This window comes from Falsiroseomonas oleicola (genome assembly GCF_019029495.1).
GTDB lineage: Bacteria > Pseudomonadota > Alphaproteobacteria > Acetobacterales > Acetobacteraceae > Falsiroseomonas > Falsiroseomonas oleicola.
In genome coordinates, this window is sequence record NZ_JAERQM010000001.1 from 1,363,737 (window position 1) to 1,378,937 (window position 15,201).

General features: G+C 69.8%; 13 protein-coding genes. 6 read left to right on the forward strand and 7 right to left on the reverse strand.

Translation table 11 applies throughout. The features are described from left to right. Positions 1-2: 2 nt before the first annotated feature. The 4 genes from JJQ90_RS06565 to JJQ90_RS06580 form a co-directional block, all read right to left on the reverse strand. Positions 3-1,883: a hypothetical protein gene (locus JJQ90_RS06565; protein ID WP_216873628.1), complete on the reverse strand. Its 1,881-nt coding sequence runs from the start codon at positions 1,881-1,883 to the stop codon at positions 3-5. A gap of 141 nt (positions 1,884-2,024) precedes the next feature. Next, entirely contained in the window at positions 2,025-3,425 is a 1,401-nt protein-coding gene (locus JJQ90_RS06570) for an NAD(P)H-dependent flavin oxidoreductase (RefSeq protein WP_216873629.1), read from the reverse strand. A 118-nt stretch (positions 3,426-3,543) separates the two neighbouring features. After that, a complete protein-coding gene (pnp, locus tag JJQ90_RS06575) occupies positions 3,544-5,778 on the reverse strand; it encodes a polyribonucleotide nucleotidyltransferase (RefSeq protein WP_216873630.1) in 2,235 nt (744 codons plus the stop codon). A 387-nt stretch (positions 5,779-6,165) separates the two neighbouring features. Next, positions 6,166-6,831, reverse strand: a complete 666-nt coding sequence (locus JJQ90_RS06580) for a LolA family protein (protein ID WP_230410356.1) — start codon at positions 6,829-6,831, stop codon at positions 6,166-6,168. Positions 6,832-6,983: 152 nt separating this feature from the next. Between JJQ90_RS06580 and JJQ90_RS06585 the strand changes: the two genes are divergently transcribed. The 4 genes from JJQ90_RS06585 to JJQ90_RS06600 all read left to right on the forward strand — a co-directional run bounded on the left by JJQ90_RS06585 (position 6,984) and on the right by JJQ90_RS06600 (position 10,352). Further along, the gene (locus tag JJQ90_RS06585) at positions 6,984-7,256 is read left to right on the forward strand and encodes a hypothetical protein (protein WP_216873631.1); all 273 of its coding nucleotides are present in this window, start codon (positions 6,984-6,986) and stop codon (positions 7,254-7,256) included. A gap of 446 nt (positions 7,257-7,702) precedes the next feature. Beyond that, complete coding sequence (locus JJQ90_RS06590; RefSeq protein ID WP_216873632.1) at positions 7,703-9,097, forward strand: BLUF domain-containing protein; 1,395 nt, start codon at positions 7,703-7,705, stop codon at positions 9,095-9,097. A 78-nt stretch (positions 9,098-9,175) separates the two neighbouring features. After that, entirely contained in the window at positions 9,176-9,964 is a 789-nt protein-coding gene (locus tag JJQ90_RS06595) for a hypothetical protein (RefSeq protein ID WP_216873633.1), read from the forward strand. A 1-nt stretch (position 9,965) separates the two neighbouring features. After that, positions 9,966-10,352: a hypothetical protein gene (locus tag JJQ90_RS06600; protein ID WP_216873634.1), complete on the forward strand. Its 387-nt coding sequence runs from the start codon at positions 9,966-9,968 to the stop codon at positions 10,350-10,352. Between the two features lie 24 nt (positions 10,353-10,376). Here the strand turns inward: JJQ90_RS06600 and JJQ90_RS06605 are convergent, their stop codons facing one another. Beyond that, positions 10,377-10,568 (reverse strand): hypothetical protein, encoded by a 192-nt coding sequence (locus JJQ90_RS06605; protein WP_216873635.1) that lies wholly within the window; start codon positions 10,566-10,568, stop codon positions 10,377-10,379. Positions 10,569-10,764: 196 nt separating this feature from the next. On the opposite strand from JJQ90_RS06605, the gene JJQ90_RS06610 reads away from it, so the two are divergent. Then, positions 10,765-12,015: a putative DNA modification/repair radical SAM protein gene (locus JJQ90_RS06610; protein ID WP_216873636.1), complete on the forward strand. Its 1,251-nt coding sequence runs from the start codon at positions 10,765-10,767 to the stop codon at positions 12,013-12,015. After that, a complete protein-coding gene (locus JJQ90_RS06615) occupies positions 12,015-13,490 on the forward strand; it encodes a UdgX family uracil-DNA binding protein (protein ID WP_216873637.1) in 1,476 nt (491 codons plus the stop codon). Before JJQ90_RS06610 ends, JJQ90_RS06615 begins: the two co-directional genes overlap by 1 nt. An 88-nt stretch (positions 13,491-13,578) precedes the next feature. Here the strand turns inward: JJQ90_RS06615 and JJQ90_RS06620 are convergent, their stop codons facing one another. After that, complete coding sequence (locus tag JJQ90_RS06620) at positions 13,579-14,145, reverse strand: DUF2585 domain-containing protein (protein ID WP_216873638.1); 567 nt, start codon at positions 14,143-14,145, stop codon at positions 13,579-13,581. Between the two features lie 66 nt (positions 14,146-14,211). Beyond that, positions 14,212-15,183 (reverse strand): Bug family tripartite tricarboxylate transporter substrate binding protein, encoded by a 972-nt coding sequence (locus JJQ90_RS06625; protein ID WP_216873639.1) that lies wholly within the window; start codon positions 15,181-15,183, stop codon positions 14,212-14,214. Positions 15,184-15,201: the final 18 nt, after the last annotated feature.

Sequence of the window (15,201 nt, forward strand, 5' to 3'; positions counted from 1 at the left end):
CTTCAGGCCGCGACCGGCTGTTGCAGCATCGCCGCATCGGGCAGCGTCAGCCCGAGCACCAGGGCCGCCTGCCCCGCCGCATTCGGCGCCCCGCCCAGCGGCGAGGGCTGCACGACCAGCGCCTGGCCCTGCGGCCGGACCAGCGGGCGCAGCAGCGCCACCGCCTTGCGATGCAGCGCCTGCGCCTGGTTCACCGCCGCCAAGGGCAGCGCCTCCGGCCGCAGTTCGGCGACGAGCGCCACGGCGGTCGCCGCCCGCGCCATCAGGCCCAGCGCCTCGGCATGGCTGCGCAGCGGATAGGCGGCGCCCCCTTCCAGCACCAGCCCTTCCAGCCGCATCAGCCGGCCACCATCCTGCAGTTCCGTCAGCCCCGGCTGCACCGCCGCCAGCGCCCGGCCGATGGGATCGGCGAGCAGCGGCGGGTCGAGATGCGGCAGGGCGCGCGCCATCGCCAGCAGCGCCAGGGCCTGCCCCACCAGGCTCGCCGGCAGGCCAGGCCGATCCTCGAAAGTGCCCGAAGGTTGCTGCAGGCCGATCAACCGCCGCACCAGCGCGTCCAGCGGCACCTCCGCCCCTGCCCGCCGCCGCGCCTCCGCCGCCAGGATGGCGCCGGCGAGGTCGGGCAGGGCCGGTTCGCCCGCCTGGAGCGCCGCCATCTGCCTGTCGAACCAGGCCTGGAGCGCCGCCACCCGCATCGCCGGCAGCGCGGTGCGATAGGCGCCGCGCGCGGCGAACAGAAGCTGCGTCGCCACCGCATTCAGCGCCGCCCCGTTGGGGGGCAGCGGGTCCAGTTCCAGCCCCGCCATCGCCGCGCCGGCCGGGCCGGCGGCCGCCATGATGGACGCGGCCTTCTCGGCCGCCAGCCCGGGGGCAAGCAACCGCTCCTCCCGGACCACCAGGGCTTCCCCGACACTGAGGGTCACCGGGCCATGCCGCAGTATCACCCAGTGCAAGGCCTGTGGGCGCGCGGCGATGGCCTTCACGGACATGACCTTGTCCGGCGCGCCGGGGCGCAGATGCAAGGTGGGGCCGGTTTCCGGCCAGCCGGCCACGCCCATCGCCAGATGCGCCACCGGCTGCCGTTCCGCCCAGACGCTGACGCCGGCCGCCTGTGGCGCGGCGAAATCGCGCCATTCCGCATTGGTGCCGGTGACCCGGCCTTCCGCCATGTCCAGTCCACCGGCGCCGAGTTGGTCGAGCGCCGTGCTGAGCCGCAGCTTGCCGATCCGCCGCCTGGCGGTGAAGGTCACGCTGAGCTGCAGGATCGGGGAGCCGGGGGTGATGGTGTAGTCGTAGCGCAGCGTGCCGATGTCGGTGGTGCGGGGCCGCAACAGGCCGGCCTTGCCGGTGATGCGGCTTTCATGCCGCAGGATGATGGCGCCATCCTTCCGGTCCAGGGCGAAATCGGTGATCGTATCCTCGGCATCGATGCCGTTGCGGAAGCGGCCCGCGCGGAATTCGACCAGGTTGCCGGTGTGCACGACGGGCGCCGCCGCCTCATCCACCATCTGCTGCATCACCACGCCCGCCGAGAGATCGCCGGTGAAGCGGTGGAACGGGGTGCGGATCTCGAAGTTCCGGGGGTCGTCGCGCACCACCTCGGTCGCGCCGAGCGCCGCGCGGCGGCAGGGCAGCGGTGTTTCCGCCATCGCCATGACGAAATCCAGCAGGCCATCGGCGAAGGCCGGGTCGGCATCGCGGATGTCGGGCTGCGCCAGCAATTCCGCCACCTGCGCATTGGCCGGCACGGCGCAGAAGCCCGCCGCTTCCGAGTCCGACAGCGCCATGAGCCGCCGGGCCCCGACCGTCACATCCCGGAGCATCGTGCCGCGCAGATGGGCGACCAGGCGGTCACGGTCGGTCGCATGCAGAAGGTTGCGCATGGGCGGGATCGCTCTCCGGACAGCCGGACAAGGATACCGTTGCCAGAGGGTCGGCGTGAAGGGCCTGCGTCAGCTGTCTTCGCCAGGGCAGGCCGGCACCAAGGGTCCCGGCCCTGTCAGGCGCCGTGACCCTTGGGTTCCTCAGCGTCCCGTCATGATCCGCTCGACGAGCTGCTTGGCCGTCGGCACGAAGCCGTTGGAATAGAAGGGGTCGCTGGCGAAGCGAAAGGCGTTGTGGCCGGCGAACATCAGGTTGCGGTCCAGCGCCCCGTCATGCGCCACGTCCTGCAGGGTCTTCTGGATGCAGAAGCTGCGCGGATCGGCCTTCTTGCCCGTGGAGAAATCCGGCTCGTTCTGCGTCCAGTTCGAGAAGCGGCAATGGCTGAGGCAGCCCATGCAGTCGACCTGGTCCTTGATGATCTCCTGCGCCTGGTCGGGCGTCACGAAGATCAGCGTATTGTCGGGCGTGCGCATCGCCTCGATGAAGCCCTGCGCCTCCCAGCCCTGCACCCGGGCGCGGTCATGCTCGGTCAGGTAGACCAGGCGCTTCCGCGGGCCGACGCCGTATTCGGCCACATGGTCGCCCACAGGCTCGCTGGTATAGGCCACCTGGTGCTCGTTCCGGTCCTCCAGCTCCCGCAGGAATTCGTTGCGGATGGCGGAGGAATAGAAGCCGGTCGGCGAGAAGGCCTGAAGCGAGACATCGCCGGGCTTCAGCGTCATCAGGCGCTGCTTCCAGGCCTCGCTGATCGGGCTTTCCTGCGTCAGCAGGGGGCGGGTGCCGAACTGGAAGGCGATCGGACCGAGATCGGGATTGTCGATCCAGTCCTCCCACTCCTCCAGCCACCAGACACCGCCGGCCATGATGATCGGCACGTCGCCCAGGCCGAATTCGCGCATCTGCTGGCGCAGTTTCAGGACGCGCGGGAAGGGATCCTCCGGCTTCCTCGGATCTTCGGAATTCGACAGGCCGTTATGGCCGCCGGCCAGCCAGGGGTCCTCATAGACCACGCCACCCAGCCATTCCCGGGTCTTGGAATAGGCGCGCTTCCACAGCGCGGCGAAGGCGCGGGAGGAGGAGATGATGGGGTAGTAGTGCACCCCGTAGTCGCGGGCGATATCGGCCAGGCGATAAGGCATGCCGGCGCCGCAGGTGATGCCATGGATCAGGCCCTTGGCCCCTTCCAGCATGCCGCGGGCGACACGTTCCGCCCCACCCATCTCCCACAGGATATTGGTGTGGATGCGGCCCTGGCCGTTGGAGCGTTCATGCGCTTCCTTCGCCTGGGCGATGCCGCCGGCGATGCCATAGGCCACCAGCTCCTCATGCCGTTCCCGTCGGGTGCGGCCGGAATAGGTCTGGCGGATCACATTGCCGTCGGCATCGTAGCTGTCGGCGTTGACGGCGGAAAACGTGCCGACGCCGCCGCCGGATGCCCAGCCGCCGCAGGTCGCGCCATTGGAAACCGCGACGCCCTTGCCACCCTCAACGAGGGGAAGAACGTCCACGCCACCCATGCGGATCGGGTTGATGGCCTTCAAGGATTTGGGCTCCGGGACTCTATGGGTTGCGCGGCGTCACGTCTTGATGACGCGCGCGTGACCTCAATATGGCGTTCCAACCGCCGCAGGGGGAGGGGGCCCCCCGCGGTTTGCTGAATCAGCCCTCGTCGCGACGGGGGCGGAAGCTGCGCTCGCCGTCGCGGCGCGGCGGACGGTCACCGCGCGGCGCGCGTTCGGCACCACCGGCACCCTCGCCTTCCTCACGCGGCCGGCGGGCGCCGACCTGTTCGGAGATGTCGGCGCCGGTCGCCTGGTCCACCATCCGCATGGACAGCTTCACCTTGCCGCGGTCGTCGAAGCCGATGACCTTGACCTTCACCGCATCGCCGTCCTTGACGATGTCGCTAGTCTTCTGGACGCGCTCATTGGCCAGTTCGGAGATATGGACCAGCCCGTCCTTGGCGCCGAGGAAGTTCACGAAGGCGCCGAATTCGGCGGTCTTCACCACCTTGCCGTTGTAGATCTTGTTGATCTCCGGCTCCGCCACGATGCCCATGATCCGGTCGATGGCCTTCTGCGCGGCCTCCACCGTCGTCGCCGCCACCTTGATGGTGCCGTCGTCGTCGATGTCGATCTTGGTGCCGGTCTGCTCCGTGATCTCGCGGATCACCTTGCCGCCGGAGCCGATCACGTCGCGGATCTTGTCCTTGTTGATCTGGATGACCGTGATGCGCGGGGCCGTCGCGGCCACGTCGCCACGGGCGCCCGAAAGGCCCTTGGCCATCTCGCCCAGGATGTGCAGGCGGCCGTCCTTGGCCTGGCCGAGGGCGATCTTCATGATGTCGAAGGTGATGGACGTGATCTTGATGTCCATCTGGAGCGCGGTGATGCCGTTCTCCGAACCCGCCACCTTGAAGTCCATGTCGCCCAGGTGGTCTTCGTCACCCAGGATGTCGGACAGCACGGCGAAGCCGCGGTCTTCCTTGATGAGGCCCATGGCGATGCCGGCGCAGGGGCGCTTCAGCGGCGCACCGGCGTCCATCAGCGCGAGGCTGGTGCCGCAGACGGTCGCCATGGAGGAGGAACCGTTGGATTCCGTGATCTCCGACACGACGCGCATCGTGTAGGGGAACTTCTCCTTTTCGGGCAGCAGCGGGTGCAGCGCGCGCCAGGCGAGCTTGCCATGGCCGATCTCGCGGCGGCCCGGAGAACCCATGCGGCCCGTCTCGTTCACCGAGTAGGGAGGGAAGTTGTAATGCAGCATGAAGTTCTCGCGGTATTCGCCCGCGAGGGAGTCGATGATCTGCTCATCCTGCCCGGTGCCCAGCGTGGCGACGCACAGCGCCTGGGTCTCGCCGCGGGTGAACAGGGCGGAGCCGTGGGCGCGCGGCAGGACGCCGACCTCGGCCACGATCGGGCGCACGGTCTTGGTGTCGCGGCCGTCGATGCGCATGCCGGTGTCGAGGATGGCGTTGCGGACCACATCGGCTTCCAGCGCCTTCAGCAGGCCCTTGGCGGCGCCGGCATCGAGGCCCTCGGCCTCCAGCGAGGCCAACACGGCCTTCTTCACCGCGCCGACCTGGTTCTGGCGGGCCAGCTTCTCGGTGGTCTTGTAGGCTTCGACCATCGGCGCGCGGCCGAGCTCGGTAATGCGCGCGGACAGGGTCTTCTGGCTCTCGCTGGCCTCGGGCAGCGCCCAGGGCTCCTTGGCCGCGACCTCGGCCAGCTCGATGATCCCCTGGATCACCGCCTGGAAGGACTTGTGGCCGAATTCGACGGCGCCGAGCATGACCTCCTCGGACAGTTCCTGCGCCTCCGACTCCACCATCAGCACGCCCTCGGCGGTGCCGGCGACCATCAGGTCGAGCTGGGACTGCTGGAGCTGGGCGGAGGTCGGGTTCAGCACATAGCCGCCGTCGATATAGGCGACGCGGGCGCCGGCGACCGGGCCGAAGAAGGGAATGCCGGAGAGCGTCAGCGCGGCGGAGCAGCCGACCAGGGCCACCACATCCGGGTTGTTCTCCAGGTCATGCGACAGCACGGTCGCGACCACCTGGACCTCGTTGCGGAAACCCTCCGGGAACAGCGGGCGCAGCGGGCGGTCGATGAGGCGGGAGACCAGGGTCTCGTTCTCGGAGGGACGGCCCTCGCGCTTGAAGAAGCCGCCCGGGATCTTGCCGGCCGCGAAGGCCTTTTCCTGGTAGTTCACGGTCAGCGGGAAGAAGTCCTGGCCGGGCTTCACGGAACGGGCGCCGACCACGGTGCAGAGGACGATGGTGTCGCCGAGCCGGGCCATCACCGCGCCATCCGCCTGGCGGGCAACCTTGCCCGTCTCCAGCGTCAGAAGCTGGCCACCCCAGGAAATGTCCTTGCGGAAATACTTGTCGAACATGAAGCGTCCTTCTTGACCCCGCCGGATGCGGGGCCACAGCGAAAAGCCGCCCGGGCGCGAAACGCGCAGGCAGCCGGAACGCGACGAAGGCGGAGGCCGGGGGGTTATCCGATCCCGGGGGGACGCGGCGACTCGGGCGGCATGGGTCCCACCGCGCGCTGTACCCGGACCTGTCCAGGCGCAACGCGATGGGGACGGCGCTGGAAGCAGGCCGCCCATGTGGCCGGAGGCGCCGTCATCGCCCCATCCGGGCGCGGCTGGTCCGCGAGGCTTCCGCTGCCATCGCAGCGAAGGTCTTTCCCGCATCCGGGACCGACCCGCGCGGCCTATGGCATGCCGGGACCTGAAAGGCCAGAAGAAACGGGTTAGCGACCGCCGCCCTTCGGTTCAGCGCCGCGCGGCCTCACCCTCGAAGAAGCGCGGATCGTTGAAGTCAAACAGGCGGTTGTCCAGCGTCATGCCGGATTCGACCTCATACAGCGTCACCCGCGTCTCCCGCCCCTGGGCGTCGAGCACGGTCCATTGCCGCAATTCCAGCGGGTCCTCGGCGAAGGCCAGGATCAGCCGGCCTTCCGCCGCCGCCTCCGTGCGGTGCAGCCCGACCCGCAGGAAGCCGCCCGAGCGTTCCATGCCGAAGACGGTGATGTCGCCGGACAACCGGATCTCCGGCCGCAGCAACACGCCGAGCGGGGTGGAGGAGGCGGGCACCGCCGTGGGCTGGCGCAACTCCCGGTCATACATCAGCACCTGGCCGCCGGCGGCGACCAGCAGCAGCGGCTCCGGCGGGTCGTAGTCGAAGCGCATCCGGCCGGGGCGGCTGATCAGCGCCGTGCCCTGGGCCGAGGCGCCGTTCTGCGCCACCTGGAGGAAGCGGGCGCGCAGGGTGCGCAGGCCATTGAGATAGGCCTCCACCCGCCCCAGCGCAGTGCGGTCGATGCCCCCCTGGGCGGCGCCCTGCTGGGCCAGAGCGGGGCGGGAGACCCAGGGGGCGAGGGCCAGGGCGGCGGCGGCCCCGAGGATGCGGCGACGTGTCATGTCCAGCAGATGGCCCATCGTCGTCGCCGCGGAAAGAGCCGGGCGCCGTTAACCCACCATCAACAGCAGTTGCGTCTAATGCACCCAACCCAAGGTTGTAGAGCGGCCGCCTTGTTACCCGAAGATCGGGCCTCCGGCCTCTCCACCTCCCGGTGCCACGGAGTCTTCTGATGCCCTTCGATTTCATGCCCCCGCTGCCTCGGATGCCCATCGATGCCGAGAGCATTCACGGCGTGCCGAGGCATGAGCTGGTCGCCCATGCGATGGCCCAGATCCCGCCGGCCCTGCGCGACGCCGTCGCCGAGATCGAGGTCAGCGGCAGCGGCCGATTCGTGCATATGGGCATGGTCTTCGACCAGGTCGCCTGGCGCGCCGCCTGGCGCCGCCCCGGACTGCCGGTGGCCAGCGGAAGCTTTCCGGTGTGGAACGGCAGCCCGGTCTGACCAATCGTCAGGCCGCCTTGTCAACAAGGAGGGCCCTCCGGCACGGCAAGGCGCTGAAATACGCGACCAATGCCCCGTATCGTCAAGCCAATGAGTCACCGCCCGTCAAACATCCTTGACATCCCACAGGCTCCGTTGCGAGCATGCGGTCGTTACGGCGTTCATGCGCTGTCTGCGAAGAAGCAAGAAGGTCTTCTGGCAGGGTGCGAACCTTGACCAGATCCCAATGCAAGGCAGCGCGATGAGCCGGCGCCCGGATCTGTCCATGGCGCCGAACAATCCAGGCCGGATACCGATGTCGGTCCGCGCACTGGAAGACCTGCCGTAGCAAAGAATCGCCGGGAGGGGTGCTCCGGCAGGGTCGTGTGATTCGCCACAGCTTGCTGTGATGTTTCCGCTCGTCCCTGCATGCCCAATTTCCGGCATGGGGAGAGGTGGGTTCTGCCATGGCTTTTTCGGCGGGGATCGGGGCCAGGACAGATGCGCGGCAGGGGTCCACCCCGCCGCCCCTCGCCACCATCGTCTATCGCAGCCGGGCGGTCGCACCGCTTCCCGGCCCGGCGCTGCGGCATCTCGTCCAGACCGCCCAGGCCCGCAATCAAGGCGAGGCCATCACGGGCGTGATGCTCTACGACGACACGCATTTCTTCCAGTGGCTGGAAGGCCCCCCCGATGGGGTCGATCGGGTGATGCACTCGATCCACAATGACCGGCGCCATACCGACGTCGAGATCCTGTCCCGGCGCAGATCGCCCGCGCGCCGGTTCAGCGGCTGGGACATGAAGTTCGCCGCGCCCGGCGCCAGGACATTCGCCTGGCCGGACGAGGTCATCGAACCACCGGCCGAGGTCATCGAAAACCTGCGGCGCCAGCCCAAGGCCGCGCCCGGCCTTCTGGTCCGGTTGAGCCCCGTGCCCCTGGATCCCACACAGGCCGGCGGACAGGAAGCAGCCGCGCTGGTGCGGACGGCGCTGGGCCAGGCCTCCGCCGCGGTGCTGAAGTCCGTGATCCGCGATTCGGTCATTCCCATGCTGTTGCAGCGGCATGGGCGGGACAGCACCGAGACGATGCCGCCCGCGGTCAATCCCCGGGCCGCGGAACTCGCGGAGCTCCTCATCGCCTCGGACCAGACGGCCGCCCTCGATCTCATCCGCGAATTGCGGGGGGGCGATGCCGATCCCCGGCACCTCTACGCGCCGCTGTTCGAACCGGCGGCGCGGAGCCTGGGCGATCTGTGGAACAACGACATCTGCAGCGAATTCGAGGTGACGCTCGGGCTGTGCCGCCTGCAGACGGCGGTGCGGCTGCTCGGCGTCGATGTGCCGCGCGGCATTCCGCTCGGCGACCTGCCGAATGTGCTGGTCGCCCCGGTTCCGGGGGAGTTGCACCAGCTTATGGCGGGTCTCGATTCCGAATGGCTGACGGGGGCGGGCTGGGCACCCCAGATCGCCTTCCCCACCAGCGACCGGGCTCTGCAGGACCTGCTCTCCGCAAGCTGGATCGATGTGCTGGACCTGTCGCTGAGTGCGGCGTTCCGGCGGGAGGATTCGCTGCCGCGACTCGCCAAGACCATCGCCAAGGCACGCCGTGCCTCCCGCAACCCGGCGCTGCTGGTCGTCGTGGGCGGGCGCGCCTTCGTCGAGGACGGCACCGCCGGCCCGGGTGTCGGCGCCGACCTGGCCAGCCGAAGCTCGGAGAACGTCGACCAGCGCATCATCCAGGGGATGCGGGTCGAGGCAGCGCTGCGGGACGCGGATGGCGCCGGAACATCCCCCCGGCGCCGCATCCCGCCGGTCCGTGGCATGGCATCAGCCCCGGGGAAGCACTTGGCCGAGGCCTGATCCTCGCCCGGGGCGGTTCCGCCGGGCCGCGCTTCGCCCTACCCTTCGCCACCGCGCGGCACAGGGCAGGAGCAGCCGATGTTCGAAACCGAGACCACCCCGCAATCCCGCATCGCCGGCGCCGCCGCGCTGCTGGCCGATATCCGCCGGGGCCGGCGCGCGCCCATCCCCGGCCTGCCGGAGGCGCTGAAACCCCGGACCATCGCGGAGGCGGAGGCGATTCAGGTGGCGACCTATGCCGCGCTGGGCTGGGCCATCGCCGGCTGGAAGGTTGGCCGCACCTTACACCAGCCCATCGCCGCCCCGCTGCCCAATGTGGCCTTGGACCCGGTGGCCGAGGTGCCGCTGCACCTGCCGCCCGGCACGGCGATGGAGCTGGAAGTGGCGCTGCGGCTGCGCCAGGGGCTGGATGCGGCGCAACTGGCCGCCCTTCAGCCCGCGGACCTGCCGGAGCTGGCCGACCTCGTCCTGCTGTTCGAATTCGTCGAGACGCGCTTCGCCGCCGGCCATCCCGCCGGCGAGCTGGAGAAGCTGGCCGATTGCGTCTCCAACGGCAGTTGCGTCTTCGGCCCCGCCACCGGTGCCTGGACCTGGCCGGATGTCGAGACCCTCGCCATGCGCCTGACCGTGGATGGCATCGAGGTGGCGCGGCGTGAGGGCGCGCACCGCGCCATGCCGCTGGAGGCGCTGATCGGCGCCTGGCGCGACCGCTGCATGGCGCTCGGCCACCTGCCCCAGGCCGGGGAGGTCATCACCCTCGGCAGCCAGACCGGCATGCTGCCGGTACCCGCCGCGGGCGGCACCCTGGTCGGGGAGATGACGGGGCGCGGCGACCTGACCGTCCGCGTCGCGCCGCTCGGGAGCTGAGATGGCGGATCACGGCGGCCCGGCGCCGATCGCGCATCTGCACGGGATGGGCGGGCACCTGCTGCTCTACCCCGACCGCATCCGGCTGCTGCGGCATGGGCCCTGGTTCACCGCGATGAACCTGCTGGCGCATCTGGAGCGGGAGATGGAGACCATCATCCTGCTGCGCGACCTGGTGGCGGTGCATATGGTGCGCTCGCTGCTGCTGGTGCAGTTCCTGCGCCTGACCTATCCGGGCTGCCCGGTGCCCAGCGGCCACTACCTGCGCGACGCTTTCGCGGAGAACGCCTTCCTGTTCAGCCTGGCCGACAACCGCCCGCTGCTGGCGATGCAACGGCAGATCACCGATGTGGCGGCGGCGGCAAGGGACCATCACGCCAGGGCATGATGGGCCAGGGCCGTCTCGCGCCGGTCAGCGCCCCCGGTAGCTGGGGCGTGGCGGCAGGGAAAGACTGTCCACCTCCAGCAGATCCGCAGTGCCTGCGATGCGGGCGGCGGCGAGCGGATGACCGGAATCGAGTGCCACCAGGGCCAGTTGCCGCAGCTCCGCAAGGATGGAGGCCAGGCTGCGCGTGACCTCCCCCGTTACGGGGTCTGTCTCCACGGGGTGATGGCTGTCTTCATGAGGCATTATCCCAATATTGGACCTGCTGAGATGTCCCAGACAAGATGGGAGGCCGGGCCCGTTGTTCATAAATATCACGAAATCGCGGACCGATACCCATGCGGGCGCCGGTGAGGCGCCCTTGCGGTTTGTCGAACAGAACATATCATGAACTAAACCGCCGGGACCCGCTTCAATGGAATTGCTGCGCAAGCTGGAGATCCTCGCCGATGCCGCGAAATACGACGCCTCCTGCGCCTCCTCCGGCACCAGCCGGCGCAACAGCCTGAAGGGCGGGCTGGGCAGCACGGAGGGCAGCGGCATCTGCCATGCCTATGCGCCGGATGGGCGCTGCATCTCGCTGCTCAAGCTGCTGCTGACCAATGCCTGCGTCTTCGACTGCGCCTATTGCATCAACCGCGCCTCCTCCAACACGCCACGCGCGCGCTTCACGGTGCAGGAGGTGGTGGACCTCACCCTCAGCTTCTATCGCCGCAACACGATCGAGGGGCTGTTCCTGTCCTCCGGCATCATCCGCTCCCCGGACTATACGATGGAGCAGCTGGTGCGCGTGGCGCGAAGCCTGCGGCTGGATCACGGCTTCCGCGGCTATATCCACCTGAAGACCATCCCCGACGCGGCGCCGGAACTGCTGGCGGAGGCTGGGCTGCATGCCGACCGGCTGTCCATCAACATGGAGCTGCCGACCGTCGCCGGCCTGGAATCCCTCGCCCCTGAAAAGAATTTTTCCCGCATCCGCCATGCCATGGCCGGGCTGCGGACGCGGATCGAGGGGGCGCAGGATGAGTTGAAAACGGCGCGGCGCGCATCGCCGCAAAAATTCGCGCCGGCGGGGCAGAGCACGCAGATGATCGTCGGCGCCGATGGCGCGGATGACGGCGCCATCCTCGGCATGGCGGGTGATCTTTACGCCGGCTATCGCATGCGGCGGGTCTACTACTCCGCCTATTCGCCGATCCCCGATGCCTCCCGCCTGTTGCCACCCGCCGCGCCGCCGCTGCTGCGGGAACACCGGCTGTACCAGGCGGATTGGCTGCTGCGCTTCTACGGCTTCTCCCAGGCGGAAATCCTCGCCGGCGGCCAGGGCGGCATGCTGGATCTGGAATTCGATCCGAAAACCGCCTGGGCGCTGCAATCCCGCCAGGACTTTCCCGTGGATGCGAACACCGCGCCGCGGGAGGCGCTGCTGCGCGTGCCCGGCCTGGGCGCGAAAACGGTCGAGCGGCTGATCTCGGCCCGGCGCCACAGCCGGCTGCGCGTCGCCGACCTGGCGCGGCTGCGGGTCAGCCTGGGCAAGGTGCTGCCCTTCCTGGTGCTGGCGGACCATGTGCCGCGCGGGCTGGACAGCGGCGGTCTGCGCGACCGGCTGCGCCCGGCCACCGCCTTCGCCGCCGCCGCCCGGCCGGTGCAAATGGCGCTGTTCTGATGCGCTGCCTGGCGGTGACGCTGCCCGGCCCGGCCGACTTCCTCGCCTGGCGCCAGGCGGCGCGCGGGCTGGTGGCGGCCGATATCCCGCCGGAACAGGCGGAATGGGTGGTGGCGGGCGACATGCCGGGGCTGCTGGCGGAGGCGCCGGCACCGCCCCCTTCCGCCGCGCCCTTCAGCGTGCCGCGCGCCTTCCTCGACCAGGCGGAGATCGCCATCCGCCACAGCGACCCGGAACGCTTCGCCCTGCTCTACGGCCTGCTCTGGCGAATCACGCGGGGTGAACGCCATGTGATGCAGGCGGCGACCGACCCGGCGGTGATCCGCCTCGGCGCCCTGGCCAAGGCGGTGCGGCGCGACGCCCACAAGATGCACGCCTTCGTCCGATTCCGGGAGGTGCAGGCGGAGGACGGCGCGCGCCACATCGCCTGGTTCGAACCGGACCATCATATCGAGGAGGCCGAGGCCGGCTTCTTCGTCCGCCGCTTCGCCTCGCTCCGCTGGTCCATCGTCACGCCGCGCCGCAGCGTCGCCTGGGATGGCGCGGCGCTGTCCTTCGGCCCGGGCGGGCGCCGCGCCGATGTGCCGCCGGATGATGCGACGGAGCCGCTGTGGCGCACCTATTACGGCGCCATCTTCAACCCGGCCCGGCTGAAGCCCGGCGCGATGCGGGCGGAGATGCCGCGCAAATACTGGCGCAACCTGCCGGAGGCGGCGGAGATCCCGCGCCTGCTGGCGGAAGCCCCCGGCCGCGTGGCGGCGATGGCCGCGCTGCTGGCGCCGAATCCCCGGCCGCAGCGGCAAGTGCATCTTTCCGCGCCGGCCCGCGTTGCGCCGGATATGCGGACCCCGATCGAGCCCCCCACCGATCCGGCCATGGCCCTGGCCGCCCTGCGCGAGGAGTTGCTGGCGCGCCCCGACCTGCCGGCGTTCAGCGCCCGCGCGACGCAGCCTGTCTTCGGGGAGGGTCCCGTCGGCGCGGCGCTGATGTTCGTCGGCGAACAGCCGGGGGATGAGGAGGATATCGCCGGCCGTCCCTTCGTCGGACCCGCCGGAAGGCTGCTCGACCGCGCCTTGGCGCAGGCCGGCGTGGCGCGAAGCGAGGCCTATCTGACGAACGCGGTGAAGCACTTCAAATTCACCGCCACCGGCAAGCGTCGCCTGCACCAATCCCCGGACGCCGGCGACATCACCTACTACCGCCCCTTCCTGGCGCGGGAGGTGACGGCGGTGGCGCCACGCCTGGTGGTGGCGCTGGGCGCCACGGCGCTGGCGGCTCTGGCGGCTCTGACGGGCCGGAAGCTGCCGGTGCTGAAGACCCGTGGCCAGGTGGTGACCGGCCTCACCCGCCATCCGGTCTTCGCCACCATCCATCCGAGCTATCTGCTGCGCCTGCCCGACGAGGGCGCGCAGCAGGCCGGCTTTGTCGACTTCGTGGCGGACCTGCGGGCGGCGGCGGCACAGGCGGCGGCCTAAACCATGATCCGTAAACACGGATCATGGTTTAGGCTTTGCTGAGAGGGTGATTCACCGCTACGGCGATTCCGCCTTCGCGGATCACACTCTAGCCGCCCGCCTGCCAGGCCTTCACGCTCTCCAGCGGCCAGAGCAGCATCAGCACGTTCAAGGTCAGGTTGTCGCGGATCACCAGCGCCACGCCGATCTCCATGGCCAGCAGCAGCGCGACGCTGGCCCAGACGGGCAGCCGCGCGGCCAAAGCGAAGCCGACCCACATGGCGGCGATGTCGCTGACGGAATTGAGGACGCTGTCGCCGAAGTAGTCCAGCGCAATGGTCGCCTCGCGGTAGCGCTGGATCACCGCCTCGGTGTTCTCCACGATCTCCCACGCCGCCTCCACCACCGTGGCGATGACGAGTCGCGGCATCAGGCCGAGCCGGCCGGCCAGCAGATGCAGGGCGGCGTAGAAGATCAGCCCGTGGGCGATGTGGGACGGCGTGTACCAGTCCGTCAGATGCTGCGAATTCTCGCTGCTCACCACCTCCCCATGCCACAGCTTGATGCTGCCGCATTTGCAGATCGGCTCCCGCCCCATGGCCAGCAGGATGCCGGCGGTGGCGGCGAGAAGCAGCAGCAGGATGGCGAACCAGGCCCAGCGGGGCAGGTGGCGCATGGGACGAAGGGCCTTGTCGGTGCGGCCGCAGCGTGACGACGCCGCGGCCGCCCGGCAAGACAGCCCTCAGTTCACGGTGATGCGGGCTTCCCGGATCACCCGGCCCCATTTCGCCGTCTCGTCCCGCATGGTGGTGGCGAGCTCGGCGGAGGTGGAGCTGACAGCATCGGCGCCGGCGGCCGTCAGGCGCTGCTGCACGCCCGGCTCCGCCAGAACCTCCCGCAGCACGGTGCTCAGCCGCGCCGTCGCCGCCTCGGGCAGGCCGGCGGGCGCCATCACCGCGCCCCAGGAGGTGGCCTGGGCGTCGGCGAGGCCCGATTCGGCGAAGGTCGGCACGTCCGGCAGCAGGCTGGACCGGCGCGGGCCGGTGACCGCCAGCGCCCGCACCCGGCCGCCCTGCACCTGCGCCAAGGCGGAGGGAAGCTGGTCCAGCATCACCTGGACATTGCCCGCGACGGTGTCGTTCAGCGCCGGCGCGCTGCCGCGATACGGCACATGCTGCATCTCCACCCGCGCCACCATCTTGAACAGCTCCGGCACCAGATGGGTGGAGGAGCCGTTGCCGCCCGAGCCATAGGACAGCGCCCCGGGCCGCGCCCGCAGCAGCGCCAGGAACTCCGCCAGGTTCTGCGCGGGGACGGAGGGGTTCACGATCAGCACATGGTCGGTGGAGAAGGCCATGCCGATGGGCGTCAGGTCCGTCGCCGGGTTGAAGCCCATATTGGTGTAGAGATGCGGGTTGATGGTCAGCGTGCCCGTCGTGCCCATCAGGATGGTGTAGCCATCGGCCGGGCTGCGAACCACATTCTCCACGCCGACATTGCCGCCGGCGCCGGTGCGGTTTTCCACGGTCACCGGCTGGCCCAGCTTCGCCTGCATCCGGTCGGCCACGACGCGCGCCACCACATCGGTGGCGCCACCCGGCGGGAAGGGCACGACGAAGCGCAGCGGCCGGCTCGGCGCCCAGCCCTGGGCCAGAGCGGGGGTCGCGAGTGCCGTGCCTAGCAGGGCGCGGCGCGTGATGCGGAACGTTTTCATGGTTGTTCTCCCGGTTTT

Excerpts from the sequence above, each read along its gene's own strand:
- JJQ90_RS06610 (WP_216873636.1), top strand. The coding sequence starts at position 10,765 with ATGGAATTGCTGCGCAAGCTGGAGATCCTCGCCGATGCCGCGAAATAC.
- JJQ90_RS06565 (WP_216873628.1), bottom strand. The coding sequence starts at position 1,883 with ATGCGCAACCTTCTGCATGCGACCGACCGTGACCGCCTGGTCGCCCAT.
- JJQ90_RS06600 (WP_216873634.1), top strand. The coding sequence starts at position 9,966 with ATGGCGGATCACGGCGGCCCGGCGCCGATCGCGCATCTGCACGGGATG.
- JJQ90_RS06625 (WP_216873639.1), bottom strand. The coding sequence starts at position 15,183 with ATGAAAACGTTCCGCATCACGCGCCGCGCCCTGCTAGGCACGGCACTC.
- JJQ90_RS06590 (WP_216873632.1), top strand. The coding sequence starts at position 7,703 with ATGGCTTTTTCGGCGGGGATCGGGGCCAGGACAGATGCGCGGCAGGGG.
- JJQ90_RS06620 (WP_216873638.1), bottom strand. The coding sequence starts at position 14,145 with ATGCGCCACCTGCCCCGCTGGGCCTGGTTCGCCATCCTGCTGCTGCTT.
- JJQ90_RS06615 (WP_216873637.1), top strand. The coding sequence starts at position 12,015 with ATGCGCTGCCTGGCGGTGACGCTGCCCGGCCCGGCCGACTTCCTCGCC.
- JJQ90_RS06595 (WP_216873633.1), top strand. The coding sequence starts at position 9,176 with ATGTTCGAAACCGAGACCACCCCGCAATCCCGCATCGCCGGCGCCGCC.
- pnp (WP_216873630.1), bottom strand. The coding sequence starts at position 5,778 with ATGTTCGACAAGTATTTCCGCAAGGACATTTCCTGGGGTGGCCAGCTT.
- JJQ90_RS06580 (WP_230410356.1), bottom strand. The coding sequence starts at position 6,831 with ATGGGCCATCTGCTGGACATGACACGTCGCCGCATCCTCGGGGCCGCC.
- JJQ90_RS06585 (WP_216873631.1), top strand. The coding sequence starts at position 6,984 with ATGCCCTTCGATTTCATGCCCCCGCTGCCTCGGATGCCCATCGATGCC.